The following is a 16,563-nucleotide window of genomic DNA, read 5'->3' on the forward strand; positions in this document are numbered from 1 at the left end:
TCACATCGGCGCCAACCGATATTCAGATGGCTTCGTGATCGAGCAGCCACCGCTTGACCGGCACGCCCCAGCGGAACCCGCCGAGCGTGCCGTCCAGTCGCAGCACCCGGTGACACGGCACGAACAGGGCCGCCGCGTTGCGCGCGCACGCCATCGCGGCCGCCCGCACCGCCGCCGGCCGCCCCGCCCGCGCGGCGAACTCGGTATAGGTGACCGGCGCCCCGGCCGGCACCTTGCGCAGCACCTCCCACGCGTGGTTGAGGAACTCGCCGCTGTGCTGCCGCACGGGCACGTCGTCGATCGCCGTGAGGTCACCGTCCACATAGGATTCGAGCGCCTTCGACGGCAGGCCCAGTCGCCCGCGATGCTCCGGGTGCCCGGTCAGCCTGGCTGTCGCCGGCGTCAGGATCGCCAGCTCGCGCACGTCGCTCGTCCAGCCGCTGGCCAGCACGGCCTCGTCCGCGTCGACGATCATCGTGAAGGGACCGGCGGGGGTGTCGGCCGTCGTGTAGTACGTGCTCACTGCATCCTCCAGAGTCGGATCACGGCGTAGGAACGCCAGGGCCGCCAGCGCTCGGCGTGCGCGGCCAGGGTCTTCGGTGTGTCGGGCAGCCCGGCGGCCCGCGCGCCGCGCAGCACCCCCAGGTCGGTCGGCAGGAACGAGTCCGGGTCGCCGAGGGCACGCATCGCGGTGTACTGCGCGGTCCAGTCCCCGATCCCGGGCACCGCCCGGAGCCGCTCGACGGTCTCCGCGCGGTCCTCGCCGCCGTCGAGGTCGAGATCGCCCGTGGCCACCGCGGCGGCCAGCGCGCGTAGCGTGCGCCGGCGCGACTCGGGCATCGAGAACGCCTCGTCCGGCCGGGTCAGCAGCTCCTCCGCGGTCGGGAACAGCCCGGCGTCGGCGGCGATCAGCCTGCGCAGCACCGTGCGCGCCGCGGCGACCGAGATCTGTTGCCCGACGACGGCGCGCACCGCGATCTCGAAGCCGTCGCTCGCGCGGGGCACGCGCACCCCCTCCTCCTTGAGCACCACGGGCGCGAGGGCGGGGTCGGCGCCCAGCACCGCGTCCACGGCGACCGGGTCGGCGTCGAGGTCGAACAGCCGCCGGCAGCGCGCCACCGCGGGTGCGAGGTCGCGCACGTCGGCCAGGTGCAGGGTGGCCGCGACATGGCCGGCGCGCGGCACGAGCGTGGCGCGCCCGGCGCCGTGCGGAAGGCGGAGATTGCGGTGGTACCCCTCGTCGTCGACCGCGTCTATGCCGTCGACCGCTCGGTCACGCAGGAACGACAGCAGCGACTCGGCGTGCAGCGGCGCACGGAACGGCAGCCGCACCGAGATCACGCCCTCGTCCCGCGACGCCCAGTCTGCCTCGATGGGGCGCGTGGGCCGGCCCGGACCAGGCGCCGGCCGGGAGCGCCGGGCGCGCAACTGCGACGGCGTGCGCCCGTAGATCTCGCGGACCGTGTCGTTGAACTGCCGTACGCTGCCGAAGCCGGCCGCGAAGGCGATCTCGGCGAGTCCGAGCCCGGTGGTCTCGATGAGCACCCGCGCGGTCTGCGCGCGCTGCGCCCGGGCCAGCGCCAGCGGGCCGGCACCCACCTCCGCGGTGAGCATCCGGTGCAGGTGTCGCTCGGTGTAGCCGAGCCGGCCGGCGAGCCCCGGCACGCCGTCGCGGTCCACCACGCCGTCGGCGATGAGCCGCATGGCGCGCCCGACCACGTCGCCGCGCACGTCCCAGTCGGGCGAGCCCGGCGCCGCGTCGGGCCGGCAGCGCAGGCAGGCCCGGTAGCCCTCGCGCTGCGCGGCCGCGGCGGTCGGCAGGAATCGCACGTTCTCCGCCTTCGGCGTGATCGCCGGGCAGGACGGCCGGCAATAGATCCTGGTCGACTTGACCGCGGTGACGAACACGCCGTCGAAGCGTGAGTCACGGCTGGTCGCCGCCTTGCGGCAGGTTTCGAAGTCGAGTTCCACGACTCCATCCTGCCCCGTCCGCGGGGCAGCGACTGGCGGTTTTCGGACCCGAATGCTCCGTCGCCTCGACCGCCTACTGTGGTGGCCACCGAACACGCGGAACACGAGACGGAGGCGCCGATGAGCGAGAACGAGTCCGGCCCTGAGACCGGTGAGGGCCTCGCGCCGGCCGGCTATGGGCTGTCGGGCCGGCTGTCCACCGCCGAGCCGAACGTCGCCACGATGTACGGCGAGCACGGCGAGACGATCTACGCGATCGACACGGATGGCGGCGGCACCGCCGACATCGTCGCGTACGACGACGACAGCGACGGCCGGGTCGACCGCTACGCGATCGACACCGATGGGGACGGCACGCTCGAGACCGAGCTGCGCGACCTCGACGGCGACGGCCGGATCGACGCCGTGTTCATCGACACCGACAACGACGGCGACAAAGACGTGGCGGCGCTGGACACCAACGGCGACGGCCGGTCCGACCGGGTCGTGGCCGATCTCGACAACGACGGCAACATCGACACCGACGTGCGCGACACCGACCACGACGGCGTCGCCGACTATGTTGCCCGCGACGTCGACGGCGACGGGCGTCGTGACTACACCATCACCGATGGTGACCACGATGGGCGATTCGAGACGGTGCGGTACGACGACCCGGAGAACGACCCGCAGGCATGACTTCACGCCAGAACCCGGAGCGTGAGGTGGGCCGCGCGACGCCGTGCAGGTGGAGGACTGACGGCGCACGCGGCCCAGGGGGTAGGTGGACCGGGCACAGGGGGAACCGTCCGGGCCACCGACGGAAAGGTGCGGATCCCGGGTGGTTTCCGTTACACCTCCCGCCGTCCCGTCAGTGCGCGCCGCGCTGGGTCAGCCACCGCGCGCCGAAGCCGACGAGCTCACGCTGGCGCATCAGGCGGGCGATACCGGCACCGACCGGGCCCGTCCGTTCGCCGCCGGTGATCTCCGCGAAGTCCTTGCCGAGCGGCTCGAACAGCGACGTGTCGTCGGCGAGCTCGCGATACGCCACCCAGCGCCGCACTCCGTCGACCAGCATGGGCGATCCCTGCCGCAGGTACCGCCTGGGCACCTCGGCCCGGTACTCGGCCAGGTGCAGCGACGTGTTGTTGTCGTGCCCGACGCCGAGCAGCAGCACCCAGGCGTCCACCTCGTAGAGCCGGGCGAGCGGCGAGCCTTCGCCGAGCCCGTCGTCGAGCTCGTGCCCCTCGGTGATGCGCGCGGCCAGCGGCCCGAGCGCGGCGAAGGAGACCGTCGGGTGTGCGCTGCGCTGCACGCCGGGGAAGGAGCGGAAGCACTCGACGATCGCCCCCATGTACACGGTCGGCGTCGTGCGCGGGTCGTACGCCGGCGTCTCGGCGCGGATGGTCTCCCACCAGTCCGGTGGCACGGGCGGGTTGCCCCAGTCCGCGGGCTCCGTCAGGTGCCGCGAGTGGGTCGGCATGACGAGCGTGCCGTCCGGCCCGATCGCCCGCAGCAGCGCGAGCACCACGGCCTGGGCGCCGCCCGCCACCCAGCCGAGCCGGGACAGCGACGAGTGGGTAATGACCGTCGCGCCTTCCGGCAGGCCGAGCTCGCGCAGCTGCCGCGCGATCCCGTCGACGGTGCCCGGGCGGGTCGAGCGGGCCACCGCATCGGCTTCCATGCATCCATAATGTCGCCATGACGCAGTGGACGCTGTCCGGGTTCGGTGACGAGATCGACGCGGATCCTGTGGTACAGCTGCAGGTGCTTTCGGCTCTTGGCGCTGCGCACGTCGAGCTGCGCAGCGGCTGGGGCGTCAACGTGGCCGACATGTCCGACGAGGACGTCGCGCGGCTGGCGGACCTGCTGGCACGGCACCGGATGGGAGTCTCGGCGATCGCGTCGCCGATCGGCAAGACCGGCGTCTACGACGACCCGGACACCGAGCTGCGCCGGCTGGAACGCGTGGTGGCGGTCGCGCGGCGGCTCGACGCGCCGTTCGTGCGGCTGTTCTCCTTCTACCGCCCCGACGGCGTCGACGTCGCCGCGACCCGCGACACGGTGCTGCGCCGGATGCGCGCGTTCGCCGACGTCGCCGAGCGCGAGTCGGTCGTGCTGGTGCACGAGAACGAGAAGGCCATCTACGGCGACGTGCCCGAGCGGGTGCTCGACCTGGTCGAGTCGGTCGGCTCGCCGGCCCTGCGCGTGGCCTGGGACAACGCCAACTTCGTGCAGGTCGGCGTGCGCCCGTTCGCCGACGGCTACGCGATGCTGCGCCCGTACGTGGAGTATCTGCAGGTCAAGGACGCCCGTGCGGCCGACGGCACGGAGGTGCCGGCCGGACACGGCGACGGCGAGCTGCGCGAGACCCTGACCGCCCTGCGCGACGACGGCTGGACCGGCTTCGCCTCGCTGGAGCCACACCTGGCCGACCCGTCCCGCCCGGACGTGCTGACCGGCCCCCGCCGCTTCGGCGAGGCCGCCCGGGCCTTCGCCGCCCTCGCGGCGGAACTGGGCATCCACCTGGCCTGACAGTGAGGATGTAGGTGAGTCCCGCGCTGGTAGGAGACCGCGACGTGGACGCAGGGGCGCGCAGCGCGGCAAAGGTGGCCGCGGAGCGGGCATGGGGGGCTCCGGGGTGGGAACCCCCCGGCAGCGCCCGAGCGAAGCGAGCGCCAGGCTGGAAATCGGCCTGGCGTGCCCCGCGCCGAAGGCGCCCGCAAGAAAGGGCGAGTGCTGCGCGAAGCGCGGGTAGGAGACCGCAACCAGGACGCAGGGGCGCGCAGCGCGGCAGAGGTGGCCGCGGAGCGGGCATGGGGGGCTCCGGGGTGGGAACCCCCCGGCAGCGCCCGAGCGAAGCGAGCGCCAGGCTAGAAACAGCATTGCGTAAGCTGACGTGTCGTGGCACTCAGCATCGGCATCGTCGGCCTGCCCAACGTGGGCAAGAGCACCCTGTTCAACGCCCTGACCAAGGGGGACGCGCTCGCCGCGAACTATCCGTTCGCGACCATCGAGCCCAACGTCGGCGTCGTCGGGTTGCCCGACGGGCGGCTCGGGCGGCTGGCCGAGCTGTACGGCTCGCAGAAGGTCATTCCGGCGCCGGTGTCGTTCGTCGACATCGCCGGGCTGGTGCGTGGGGCCTCGAAGGGGCAGGGGCGCGGCAACGCGTTCCTTGCGAACATCCGTGACGCGTCGGCGATCTGCCAGGTGGTGCGTGCGTTCTCCGACCCTAACGTCGTGCACGTCGACGGCAAGGTCTCGCCGCGCGACGACATCGAGACGATCAACACCGAGCTGATTCTGGCCGACCTGCAGACCATCGAGAAGGCGCTGCCGCGGCTGGAGAAGGAGGCGAAGGTCCGCAAGGAGCGGGCCGCCGCCGCCGCCGCCGCGAAGGCCGCGGGCGAGCTGCTCAACGAGGGCAACACGCTGTACGCGGCCGGGTTCGACGTCTCCGAGCTCGGCGAGCTGCACCTGCTGACCGCGAAGCCGTTCCTGTACGTGTTCAACGTGGACGAGGCCGGCCTCGCCGACCCCGCGTTCCTCGACGAGCTGCGCGCGCTGGTCGCACCGGCCGAGGCCATCTTCCTCGACGCGAAGATCGAGTCGGAGCTCACCGACCTCGACGAGGACGAGGCCCTTGAGCTGCTGGCCTCCATCGGCCAGCCGGAGCCCGGCCTGCACCAGCTGATCCGGGTGGGCTTCCGCACGCTGGGGCTGCAGACGTACCTCACCGCCGGCCCGAAGGAGGCCCGCGCCTGGACGATCCCGATCGGCGCCACGGCCCCTGAGGCCGCGGGCGTCATCCACTCGGACTTCCAGCGCGGCTTCATCAAGGCCGAGGTGGTCTCGTTCGACGACCTGATGGCGGCCGGCTCGATGAACGCGGCGAAGGCGGCCGGCCGGGTCCGCATCGAGGGCAAGGAGTACGTCATGCAGGACGGCGACGTCGTGGAGTTCCGCTTCAACGTCTAGTCTTGCTTTTTAACCTTTGTTGGCCTTGGGCCGGGCCGTCGCAGTGTCGTGAGTGGACATAGAGACGGCCTTCGGTGATCATGTCGTCTCGCCAAAGAAGAACATGACTTCCAACCGAAGGCCGTGATGATCAGTGTGCCCGACCCCGCTGGCCGCGTCGAGTCGCTGCGGCGACTCGCGGGTTTCCGGGACGAGTTCTACGCCTGCCTGACCCGCCGTGCGGACGCCCTGTTCGAGCTGACCGAGGCTGTGTTGTGCGCCGACGGGCCGGTGGGCAGTCTGGCCGGGCTGAGTCTGACCGCCAAGCATCGCCGGGGCCATGGGGCGTTGTACGACGCGGTCAACCAGGGCCGGGTCGAGCTGGGCCGGCTGCGCCGGGCGGTGGCCGTGTTGCCGGTCCCGCTCGCAGGTGGTGGGAGGATCGTGCTGGCGGTGGACGTGTCACCGTGGCTACGGCGGGAAGCGCACACGAGTCCGCAGCGGCTGTACTGCCACGTGACGGGGCAGACCCGCGCCCAGGACCAGCGAGTCCCCGGCTGGCCGTACTCGATCGTGGCCGCGTTGGAGACCGGCGCGACGTCGTGGACCGCGCTGCTCGACGCGGTGCGGCTCGGCCCGGCCGACGACGAGACGGCGGTGACCTGCGCGCAGGTGCGGGAGGTCGTCGACGGGCTGATCACCGCCGGGCACTGGGGCCAGGGCGACCCGCCAATCCTGATCGTGACCGACTCCGGCTATGACACCGCCCGCCTGACGCACGACCTGCGTGATCTGCCGGTCGAGTTCCTCGGGCGGCTGCGCTCCAGCCGGGTGATGCGCCTGCCGGCACCGGCCCGCACCCCGACCACGGTCGGCCGGCCCCGCCACCACGGCCCGGAACTACGACTGTCCGACGAGACGACCTGGCCCCAGCCGACCCACCACACCTGCACCGCCACCACCCGCTACGGCACCGCCCAGGCCCACGCCTGGAACCGGGTCCATCCCCGGCTGACCCGCCGCGCCGCCTGGATCAGCCACACCGGGCCGCTGCCGATCCTGGAAGGCACCCTCATCCGCCTGCAGGTGGACCGCGTCCCATCCGGACACAACCCCAAACCGATCTGGCTGTGGTGTTCAGCCGCCGACCTCACCGCCGCCCAGATCGACCTGCTCTGGCAGGCCTACCTGCGCCGCTTCGACCTCGAGCACACCTTCCGGCTGCTCAAGCAAACCCTCGGCTGGACCCGGCCCCGCCTGCGCGACCCGAACGCAGCCGACACCTGGACCTGGCTCATCCTCGCCGCGCACACCCAACTCCGGCTCGCCCGCGGCCTCACCAGCGACCTGCGCCGCCCCTGGGAACGACCCGCCGATCCCACCCGACCCGAACGACTCAGCCCCGCCCGCGTCCGCCGCGGATTTCGCAACCTCCGAACGAAGACCAGCCACCCCGCACAGGCACCAACACCCACCCGGCCCGGCCCCGGACGCCCACCCGGCAGCCAGAATCGACACCGCGCACCCCGCCACGACGTCGGCAAAACCGTCCACCGCGCCCGCACCCAAGCCGAACGGGAGAAACCCGAAGGTTAAAAAGCAAGCTAGTGCGATGTCCACCAACGTTGACCGGGGTCACCCTTGTCGATCTTGCAGTTCTGGTGCCGAGACACTCCGCGAATGCCGGGTTTGTCGGGCACCACAAGTGCAAGATCAATGCACAGTAAACCTGGCGAACGTTGGTGGACACCGGACTAGCGGCTGGGGGCGAGTTACCTCGATCGATCTCCGGATCCATCGGGTGGCCCTGCGAAAACTGAGGCAGGTCGGTTCGGCGCTCACGTTGGACACCGTGCCATTCGGCCGCTCAAGATCGCTTGAGGTTGTTCTTGGCAGCGCGGACCTGGCAGGGTCGGGGCCGCCCTTCAGGCAGGCCCCGGCCCGTTCTCTCGCGGGAGGAACGGTCCGCAGGTGACGCGGCCCGAGCCAGGATCTCAGGCGGCGCCGGCGATGATGTTCTTGTACAGGTCCTCGATGCGGGCGGCCAGTGTGACCTCGCCCGGGGAGAGGTCCGAGTCGGCGGTGCCGGGGACGCGGAGGCGGATCTGCGTCCGGCCGTCCAGGCGGCGAACGTCCGGGCGGACGCCGACCGCGTCGGCGACCACTTTCATTCGCTCGGTGAGTGCCGCATGCTGGGAATCGTCGAGATGCAGCGTCCGGCGGATCTCGCCGCCGTCGTGCGTCCAACCCTGCAGTAAGGCCAGCGCGTCGCTGAGATAGTCACGATGATCGTCGTTCCACCGTGCCCGCATGTCGACCTACCCTCCCACGGCATCGTTGCCGGCTTGTGGCCGTTTCGAAGCCTGCCCGTCATCAACGGTGTATGCAAGTCTGACTAGCAACCGGTGGATCTGTCCACGGCCACATTTCCCGCGTCTGGTGAACAACAGGGCAGAGCCGGCCACCGGAACTTCATTTCGATCTGGCACCCTGGTTGCCTGTGCAGACCGAACGGGTGATGCCAAGGATCATCGTCGGGGCAGCGATCATCTCCGATGGTCGCGTGCTGGCGTGCGAGCGTGCCCAGCCGCCCGAAATGGCCGGTAAATGGGAGTTTCCCGGGGGCAAGGTCGATCCCGGGGAGACCGAGGAGCAGGCCCTGGTGCGAGAGTGCCAGGAGGAGCTTGGGGTCGACGTCGAGGTGGGGCTGCGGGTCGGCGACGACATCGAGATGCTCGGCGGCACGGCGATTCTCCGGGTGTACATCGCGACTCTGGTCAATGGCTCGCAACCGGTTCCGCTGGAGCACAGCGACCTGCGCTGGCTGGCCGTCGGCGAGCTGGACAGCGTGCCCTGGCTCCCGGCCGACGCGCCGATCGTCCACGCGCTGGAGCCGTTGTTACCTTCGACCCTGTGAATGTCACATACCCCGAGGTCGGCGCGACCCGCGAGGGGCCATTGCCGGACGGCTATCAGCACACCACCCGGCGGGTCCGGCTCGGCTCCGGGGCCGAGCTGTTCCGTGCGGCGGCCGACGCGCTGGCGCGCTGGCAGCCGGAGCGCGGTGCGGGGCTGCGGGTGCGCAGCTCGGCGGAGCGTGCGGCGCTCGGGGTGGAGTTCTCCGCCGGGATCGGGGTGGGCGCGCTGCGGATGTGGGTGCCCTGCCGGATCGTGTGGGTGGTGGACGAGCCGGACCGCTACGGGTTCGGGTTCGGCACGCTGCCCGGCCACGTCGAGACCGGCGAGGAGTCGTTCCTGCTCTCCACGGACGAGACGGGCGACGTGTGGTTCGAGGTGCGGGCGTTCAGCCGGCCGGCGAAGTGGTGGGTGCGGCTCGGCTCCCCGGTGGCACGCCTGGTGCAGCACAGGGTGACCGACCGGTACGTCAACGCGATGCGGCGCCTGTGACCGGCGAAGAGCCGCGGATCCGGGCGGATCCGCGGCTCTCGTGTAGCTGGGCGACTAGTGGCCGTCGGTCGGGTGCTGGTAGCGCAGCTTCTCCGGCGGCAGCGGGAACTCCTGGTCGTCGCCGAACGGGGAGGCCGCTGCGGCACGGTCCAGGTAGAGCTCCGCGACCGTGAGCTTGCCGTTGGCGCCGAGCGCGGGCTCCTGCGGGACGGGGCCCGGCTGGCCCCAGTGCGAGCCCGAGTCCGATGCCGTGCCCGACGAGGAGTGCGCCAGGGCCGGCTCGTCCAGCTGGTCACGGCGGAAGATCTTGCGTCCAAGCCAGGTCACCGGGTCGTACCTCCGATCAACAACGCGTTCCTTCATCGGAATAATCGCATTATCAGTGATCTTGATGTGTTCGGGGCACACCTCAGTGCAGCATTTGGTGATGTTGCAGTAGCCGAGGCCCTGTTCGGCCTGGGCCATATCCTTGCGGTCGGTGCGCGCGTCGAGCGGGTGCATGTCGAGCTCGGCGGCCCGGATGAAGAACCGGGGGCCGGAGAAGGCCCGCTTGTTCTCCTCGTGGTCGCGGATCACGTGGCACACGTTCTGGCACAGGTAGCACTCGATGCACTTGCGGAACTCCTGCGAGCGCTCGACGTCGACCTGCTGCATGCGGTACTCGCCGGGCGCCACGTTCTTCGGCGGCGCGAACGCGGGCAGCTCGCGGGCCTTCTGGTAGTTGAAGTTCACGTTCGTGACCAGGTCGCGGACCACCGGGAACGTGCGCAGCGGCGTGACCGTCACGGTCTCGTTGTCCTCGAACGTCGACATGCGGGTCATGCAGCCCAGCCGCGGCTTGCCGTTGATCTCCATCGAGCACGAGCCGCACTTGCCGGCCTTGCAGTTCCAGCGCACCGCGAGGTCGGGAGTCTGCGTGGCCTGCAGCCGGTGGATGACGTCGAGCACGACCTCGCCCTCGTTGACCTCCACCTGGAAGTCCTGCAGCGAGCCGCCGGTGTCGTCGCCGCGCCAGACGCGGAAGTGGCGCTTGGTACCCATCACAGCTCCTCGTCGGTCATGTACTTGGCCAGCTCACTGCGCTCGAACAGGCCCTGGAGCTCGGGGCGCATGACCGGCAGCGGCTTGCGCTCCAGCCGGACGTCCTCGCCGTCGAGCGAGCAGACGAGGTTGATCCGCCGCCAGTTCGGGTCCATCTTCGGGAAGTCCTCACGGGTGTGCCCGCCGCGCGACTCGTTGCGCTCCAGCGCCGCCTTCGCGGTGCACTCGGAGACGGTGAGCATGTTGCGCAGGTCCAGTGCCAGGTGCCAGCCGGGGTTGTACCGCCGGCCGCCGCCGACGCCGACCTTCTTGACCCGCTCCTTGAGCTCGGCCAGCCGCACGATCGAGTCGCGCAGCTCGCCCTCGCGGCGGATGATGCCCACCAGCGTGCCCATGATCTCTTGCAGGTCGTGGTGCAGGGTGTACGGGTTCTCGGCGCCGTCGCCACGCTGCAGGGGAGCCAGCGCCGCATCCACGGCCGCGTCGACCGTCGCCGCCGACGGCTTGCGCCGCTTGGTCTGCTCGGCGTATGCGGCCGCGTGCTCGCCCGCCCGCTTGCCGAACACCAGCAGGTCGGACAGCGAGTTGCCGCCGAGCCGGTTGGAGCCGTGCATGCCGCCGGACACCTCGCCGGCCGCGAACAGCCCCGGCACGGCCGCCGCCGCGGTGTCGGCGTCGACCTCGATGCCGCCCATCACGTAGTGGCAGGTCGGCCCGACCTCCATCGGCTGCGCGGTGATGTCGACGTCGGCCAGCTCCTTGAACTGGTGGTACATCGAGGGCAGCCGCTTGCGCACCTGCTCGGCCGGCAGCCGGCTGGCGATGTCGAGCAGCACGCCGCCGGCCTTCGTCCCGCGGCCCGCTTTGACCTCGGCGTTGATCGCGCGGGCGACCTCGTCGCGGGGCAGCAGCTCGGGCGGGCGCCGGTTGTTGTCCGGGTCGGAATACCAGCGGTCCGCCTCCTCCTCGGTCTCCGCGTACTGCTTGCGGAAGACGTCGGGGACGTAGTCGAACATGAACCGCTTGCCTTCGGTGTTGCGCAGCACCCCGCCGTCACCGCGCACCGACTCGGTCACGAGGATGCCCTTGACCGACGGCGGCCAGACCATGCCGGTCGGGTGGAACTGCAGGAACTCCATGTTGATCAGCGTCGCGCCGCTGCGCAGCGCCAGCGCGTGCCCGTCGCCCGTGTACTCCCACGAGTTCGAGGTCACCTTGTAGGACTTGCCCACGCCGCCGGTGGCCAGCACGATCGCGGCCGTCTCGAACAGCACGAACTCGCCCGACTCGCGGTAGTAGCCGAACGCGCCCGACACCGCGCCGTCCTCGATGAACAGGTCGGTGATCGTGCACTCCTGGAACACCCGGATCCGCGCCTCGTAGTCGCCGTGCGCGGCGTAGTCCTCCTGCTGCAGCGAGACGATCTTCTGCTGCAGCGTGCGGATCAGCTCCAGGCCGGTCCGGTCGCCGACGTGCGCCAGCCGCGGGTACTCGTGGCCGCCGAAGTTGCGCTGGCTGATCTTGCCGTCCTTCGTACGGTCGAACAGCGCGCCGTACGTCTCCAGCTCCCAGATGCGGTCCGGGGCCTCCTTGGCGTGCAGTTCGGCCATCCTGAAGTTGTTCAGGAACTTGCCGCCGCGCATAGTGTCGCGGAAATGCACCTGCCAATTGTCTTTCGCATTGACGTTGCCCATAGCCGCGGCGGCGCCGCCCTCGGCCATGACCGTGTGCGCCTTGCCGAACAGCGACTTCGAGATGATGGCGGTCTTCTTGCCCGCGAGCCGGGCCTCGATGGCGGCCCGCAGCCCGGCGCCGCCCGCACCGATCACCACGACGTCGTAGGTGTGTCGCTCGATGTTCGTCATCGGGGGAGTCCTAATTCCAGATTCGGAGGTCGTTGATCCAGTCGGCCGACACGGCTATGATGTACGCGTCAGTCAGGATGACCGTGAACAGCGAGGTCATGGCGAAGGTGCCGTGGCGGGTGTTCAGCTTGGAGATCAGCGTCCACAGCCGGTAGCGGACCGGGTGCTTCGAGAAGTGCTTGAGCCGCCCGCCCATGACGTGCCGGCAGGCGTGGCAGCTGGCCGTGTAGCCCGCCAGCGCGATCACGTTCACCACGATGATCAGCGACCCGAGCCCGATGCCGAACCCGCCGTCGGCGCCCTTGAACGCGTGCAGCGCATCCCAGATGTTGATCAGCAGAATGGCCGACGCGAGGTAGAAGAAATACCGGTGCGAGTTCATGAAGACCAGCGGGAACCGCGTCTCGCCGCTGTACTTCTTGTGTGGCTCCTGCACCGCACACGCCTGCGGCGACAGCCACAGCGACCGGTACCCACTCTTACGGTAGTAGTAGCACGTCACCCGGAAACCGGCCACGATCGGGAACGCGGCCAGTCCCAGCGGCAGCCAGAACGGGAACTTCCCGAACGGTGTGCCGAAGTGCGAGGAACCGGGCACGCAGGAATCGCTCAAACACGGGGAGTACAGTGGCGTAAGGTATCCGAAGTCCTTGACGAAGTACCACTTCGCCATGAAAATCCGGATCGTCGAATAGACGATGAAGAACAGCAGAATGGCCGCGATGGACAACGGCGAAACACGCCACCCGTCCGTCCGCAATGTCTTGGCGCTGATCGCAGCGCGGGGCCCCGCGCCCGAAGCTGACCGAGGCCGGGTAGGCGTGGTCGTCATGGTAGGTACTCCCTGGACGGGCTGGTGAAGAGTTCTCCGAAGTGTTGATCTGTGGTCGGTGCACACGTTACGCCCGTCACACGCGGCGACGTGCGTTGGGAGTCTGGCGCGTGTCGGTGCTATGCCGAAAGACCTTCCTGCAAATCCCCCTGCCCGCTGTGGAAAACTTCACTCCCAGCCCGTGAGACGCGACAGCTCCGCGGGCCTCCACCGCTAGGACAACCGTTTGGTCCCGGGACCGCGGTCGCTCCGGCTCGCCGCTTGGGAATAGCGCACCGCACTGGTCTGGATGCTCTGTGTACGGGCGTCAGGTAGGGCGCTCCACATGAGGCTGATTGCCGTATGTGCGTACGCCGCGACCGGCCCCCCGCCAGCCCGAGAGCATATGCGCGGACGTCAGACCGCCGCCACGCATAGGACTGGTTGCCGTGTGTCGCACCCCGCGCCGGTTTGTGAGCATGCGTACGGACGCCGTCGCCGTAGCCACCCGCCCAGGATCGTGTGACCGGGAGTGCCCAGCCCCGGCCCCCGGCTGCCGGGGCTGGCCCCCGGCCCGGCCCCAGGCCCCGGGCCTCGCGGTCCCTCAGCGCCCGCTCCGGAACCGCCTCACCCCGACGCGCCCCCGGTGTAGTTCCACGACGCCAACCGCAACGCCGGCGCCACGAATCCCGACTCAGCCCAGGGCCCCGGCTGCTCCACCGCTCGGGTCCCCACCCCGAGCACCGCACCCGGCCCGAGCGCCTGCGCGTATGACTGGGTGAAGCGGAAGTTGCGCACCGGCGTGGTGATCACCCCGTCCTCGATCAGCCACACGCCGTTGCGGGTCAGTCCGGTCACCACCAGCGTCCGCGGGTCGAGCACCCGCGTGTAGTGGTTGTCCGTCACGAGCAGCCCGCGCTCGACCCCCGCGACGAGCGCCGTGACCGACGAGTCCGCCGCCGGACCGTCCACCTCCACCGGCTCCGGCCCTTCCGCCGGCATCAGCCGCAGGCTGGAGGCGATCGCCCCGAAGCTGGCGCCACCCGGGATGGCGTGCCCGGTCGACTCGGCGCCGCCGCCGGCCCGGGCAGCCGTGCGCCGGTCGTGCACCACCGCCGCCGAGAGGCCGCCGTCGACCAGCACTACCCGCTTGCGCGGCGTGCCCTCGACGTCGAACGGGATCGCGGTCGCGTCCGGCTGGGAGGCGTCCTCCACCAGCGTCACAGCCGGATCGAACTGCGCCTCGCCCACTCGCAGGAACGACTGGCGGTCGAGCACCATCTTGGCGTTGAACCCATACATCGCCAGGAACTGCAGCACGTCGGCCACCGCCGCCGGCTCGAGCACCACCTCATAGCGCCCCGGCGGCAGCTCCACCGGATCGGCCCCGGCCCGCGCCTTCGCGGCGGCCCGCGCGCCGAGCACCGCGCCGTCGATGTCGGCCAGCCGCACCGCCGCCAGCCGGGCCAGTCCGTCCGACGTCGGGGTGCGCACGATGCCGTCCATCGCCGCGCTGGTCTTCGACGCGCTCAGGTGCTGCCCGGCCGAGTTGGCGTAGACGACCCGGGTCGTGGACGTGCGGCAATACCCGGCCGTGTCGAGCCCCCCGGCCTGGTCGACGAACGCCCGCACCCGCGCGGCCCGCTCGTCCGGAGAGGCCGCCGCGGTCGCTTCGTCGAGGTTGCCGGCGGACGCCAGCGGTGCCGGTGATGCCAGCCCCGGCCACGTCGGGTCGGCCGGCGCCAGCCGCATCGCGTCGACCGTGCGCCGGACCAGGTCGTCGAGCCCGTCGAGCACCGTCGTGGACGTGGTCGCCGTGCGCCCGTCGGCATGCAGCCGCAGCCGCACCGAGGTCGTCTCGTCGGCCACATTCTGGTGGATATACGAGTTGGCGAACCGGGTCAGCGACAACCCGTGCCGCTCCACTGTCACCTCGGCCTCGATGCCGGCCCCGACCAGCTCGAGCACCCGCTGCGCCAGATCGGTCTCCGTCGCCGCCACGCTCATCCCCGCACCCCCACGCGCACGTTCTGGAACCGGGCCGCCGCGGCCGGGTGCCCGGTGTGGCCGATCTGGCCGGGCTGGCCCTTGCCGCAGTTGGGCGTGCCCCACGACACGATCTCCGAGCTGAGCATGTCCATCGACCCCCAGAACCGCGGGCCGATGCCCGTATACGTCGGGTTGCGCAGCATCCGGCCGAGCTTGCCGTTCTTGATCTCCCAGCCGATCTCGCAGCCGAACTGGAAGTTGAGCCGCTTGTCGTCGATCGACCAGGACCGGTTGAGGTCCATCAGCACGCCGTCGTCGGTCGCCGCGATCATCTCCTCCAGCGTGTGCGGCCCCGGCAGCAGCCCGACGTTGGTCATCCGCACCATCGGCAGCCGCGCCCACCCGTCGGCCCGCACGCTGCCAGCGTAGTCGAGCCCGGCGACGGCGGCGGAGTCCCGCCCAGCGAGTGTGCCGACCCAAATCCCATCCCGCACCGCGAACCGCTGACTCGCCGGGGTGCCCTCGTCGTCATACCCGAACGACCCCAGCGCCCCCGGGATCGTCGGGTCGATCGTGATGTTCATCAGCTCCGACCCGTAGCGGAGCTGGTTGAGCTTGGCGAGGTCGAGCCATGACGTGCCCGCGAAGGCCGCCTCCCAGCCGAGGATCCGGTCCAGCTCGATCGCGTGCCCCACCGACTCGTGGATCTGCAGCGCCATCTGCTCGCTACCCAGGATCAGCGTCGTCTCGCCCGCCGGGCACTGCGGCGCCGACAGCAGCGCCCGCGCCTCCTCGGCGATCCGCGCCGCGTGCGCGCCCAGGTCGAGCTCGTCGACGAGCTCCCAGCCGCGTGTGCCGTATTGCCCGCGATAGGACGGATAGGACCGCCGCTGCGTCTCCCCGTCGCCGATCACCGTCGCCGAGATGCCCGCCCCTGACTCGCGGATGTGCTGGTCGATCCGGTGTCCCTGCGACGACACGAACCATTTCCGCGTGTCCCAGACCTGATAGAGCCCCTCCGCGATGTCGGCGCCCGCCTTGTGCGCCTCCGCGGTCGCGCCCGTCAGCAGATCGCCCTTCACCGACAGCGCCACCCCGAGCGGGTCCACCTCACACGCGCTCGCCCACGAGTCCACCCGCGCCTCGACGTCGACCAGGTCGAGCGCCGGACCGGGCACCGTCGCCGACGCCCGCGCGATCGCCGTGGCCCGCTCGCCCGCCCGTCGCGCCGCATCGCGGCCCAGATCCGGCACCGCAAAGAATCCCCAGCTGGACCCGACCAGCGCCCGCACCCCGACGCCCGCGTCCTCGTCCTGGCTGAGCTCCTCGATCTCACCGTTGCGCGCCGTCATCGACTCGGATCGCCGGTGCATCACGCGGGCATCGGCATACCGGGCCCCGGCCGCGAGGGCCGCCTCGACCGCCGCGGTCGCCACGTCGAATTGGGTCATCAGATTCCTTCCGTGGAAACCCCGCCTGAGGCGGGGGAGGGAAACGGAACCCCTGCGGAGCGGAGCAGGGAAAGCTGATTCGCCGCCAGGG

Annotated in this window: 15 protein-coding genes; 6 read left to right on the top strand and 9 right to left on the bottom strand. The window is 70.7% G+C overall.

The window, feature by feature from the left end; all coding sequences use genetic code 11:
- Positions 1 to 22: 22 nt before the first annotated feature.
- Entirely contained in the window at positions 23 to 523 is a 501-nt protein-coding gene (locus tag AB0367_RS16770; RefSeq protein ID WP_366227204.1) for a methylated-DNA--[protein]-cysteine S-methyltransferase, read from the bottom strand.
- Positions 520 to 1,971 carry an AlkA N-terminal domain-containing protein gene (locus AB0367_RS16775; protein WP_366227205.1) on the bottom strand — a complete coding sequence of 484 codons (1,452 nt, stop codon included), beginning with the start codon at positions 1,969 to 1,971 and terminating at the stop codon, positions 520 to 522. The genes AB0367_RS16770 and AB0367_RS16775 overlap by 4 nt, the downstream gene beginning before the upstream one ends.
- Positions 1,972 to 2,091: 120 nt before the next feature.
- Between AB0367_RS16775 and AB0367_RS16780 the strand changes: the two genes are divergently transcribed.
- Positions 2,092 to 2,649: a hypothetical protein gene (locus tag AB0367_RS16780; RefSeq protein ID WP_366227206.1), complete on the top strand. Its 558-nt coding sequence runs from the start codon at positions 2,092 to 2,094 to the stop codon at positions 2,647 to 2,649.
- Between the two features lie 172 nt (positions 2,650 to 2,821).
- Here AB0367_RS16780 and AB0367_RS16785 read toward each other — a convergent pair whose 3' ends face one another.
- Entirely contained in the window at positions 2,822 to 3,634 is an 813-nt protein-coding gene (locus AB0367_RS16785; RefSeq protein ID WP_366227207.1) for an AAC(3) family N-acetyltransferase, read from the bottom strand.
- A gap of 17 nt (positions 3,635 to 3,651) precedes the next feature.
- Here AB0367_RS16785 and AB0367_RS16790 point away from each other — a divergent pair, with 17 nt between their 5' ends.
- The 3 genes from AB0367_RS16790 (at position 3,652) to AB0367_RS16800 (ending at position 7,503) form a co-directional block, all read left to right on the top strand.
- Positions 3,652 to 4,485 (top strand): sugar phosphate isomerase/epimerase family protein, encoded by an 834-nt coding sequence (locus tag AB0367_RS16790; protein WP_366227208.1) that lies wholly within the window; start codon positions 3,652 to 3,654, stop codon positions 4,483 to 4,485.
- A gap of 369 nt (positions 4,486 to 4,854) precedes the next feature.
- A complete protein-coding gene (ychF, locus tag AB0367_RS16795; RefSeq protein ID WP_366227209.1) occupies positions 4,855 to 5,928 on the top strand; it encodes a redox-regulated ATPase YchF in 1,074 nt (357 codons plus the stop codon).
- Positions 5,929 to 6,054: 126 nt separating this feature from the next.
- Positions 6,055 to 7,503 (top strand): NF041680 family putative transposase, encoded by a 1,449-nt coding sequence (locus AB0367_RS16800; RefSeq protein ID WP_366227210.1) that lies wholly within the window; start codon positions 6,055 to 6,057, stop codon positions 7,501 to 7,503.
- A 398-nt stretch (positions 7,504 to 7,901) separates the two neighbouring features.
- Here the strand turns inward: AB0367_RS16800 and AB0367_RS16805 are convergent, their stop codons facing one another.
- Positions 7,902 to 8,219, bottom strand: coding sequence for a pterin dehydratase (locus tag AB0367_RS16805; protein ID WP_366227211.1), 318 nt, complete (start codon positions 8,217 to 8,219; stop codon positions 7,902 to 7,904).
- A gap of 206 nt (positions 8,220 to 8,425) precedes the next feature.
- Here AB0367_RS16805 and AB0367_RS16810 point away from each other — a divergent pair, with 206 nt between their 5' ends.
- Positions 8,426 to 8,824, top strand: a complete 399-nt coding sequence (locus AB0367_RS16810; protein ID WP_366227342.1) for a (deoxy)nucleoside triphosphate pyrophosphohydrolase — start codon at positions 8,426 to 8,428, stop codon at positions 8,822 to 8,824.
- Positions 8,821 to 9,315, top strand: a complete 495-nt coding sequence (locus AB0367_RS16815; protein ID WP_366227212.1) for a DUF1990 domain-containing protein — start codon at positions 8,821 to 8,823, stop codon at positions 9,313 to 9,315. Before AB0367_RS16810 ends, AB0367_RS16815 begins: the two co-directional genes overlap by 4 nt.
- Positions 9,316 to 9,369: 54 nt before the next feature.
- Here AB0367_RS16815 and AB0367_RS16820 read toward each other — a convergent pair whose 3' ends face one another.
- The 5 genes from AB0367_RS16820 to AB0367_RS16840 form a co-directional block, all read right to left on the bottom strand.
- Complete coding sequence (locus AB0367_RS16820) at positions 9,370 to 10,356, bottom strand: succinate dehydrogenase/fumarate reductase iron-sulfur subunit (RefSeq protein WP_366227213.1); 987 nt, start codon at positions 10,354 to 10,356, stop codon at positions 9,370 to 9,372.
- Entirely contained in the window at positions 10,356 to 12,221 is a 1,866-nt protein-coding gene (locus AB0367_RS16825) for a fumarate reductase/succinate dehydrogenase flavoprotein subunit (RefSeq protein WP_366227214.1), read from the bottom strand. The genes AB0367_RS16820 and AB0367_RS16825 overlap by 1 nt, the downstream gene beginning before the upstream one ends.
- Before the next feature lie 10 nt (positions 12,222 to 12,231).
- Positions 12,232 to 13,053 carry a hypothetical protein gene (locus AB0367_RS16830; RefSeq protein ID WP_366227215.1) on the bottom strand — a complete coding sequence of 274 codons (822 nt, stop codon included), beginning with the start codon at positions 13,051 to 13,053 and terminating at the stop codon, positions 12,232 to 12,234.
- A gap of 606 nt (positions 13,054 to 13,659) precedes the next feature.
- Complete coding sequence (locus AB0367_RS16835; RefSeq protein WP_366227216.1) at positions 13,660 to 15,039, bottom strand: metallopeptidase TldD-related protein; 1,380 nt, start codon at positions 15,037 to 15,039, stop codon at positions 13,660 to 13,662.
- Positions 15,036 to 16,472 (bottom strand): TldD/PmbA family protein, encoded by a 1,437-nt coding sequence (locus AB0367_RS16840; protein ID WP_366227217.1) that lies wholly within the window; start codon positions 16,470 to 16,472, stop codon positions 15,036 to 15,038. The genes AB0367_RS16835 and AB0367_RS16840 overlap by 4 nt, the downstream gene beginning before the upstream one ends.
- Positions 16,473 to 16,563: the final 91 nt, after the last annotated feature.

Source organism: Dactylosporangium sp. NPDC051484 (assembly GCF_040689395.1).
Classification (GTDB): Bacteria; Actinomycetota; Actinomycetes; order Mycobacteriales; family Micromonosporaceae; genus Dactylosporangium.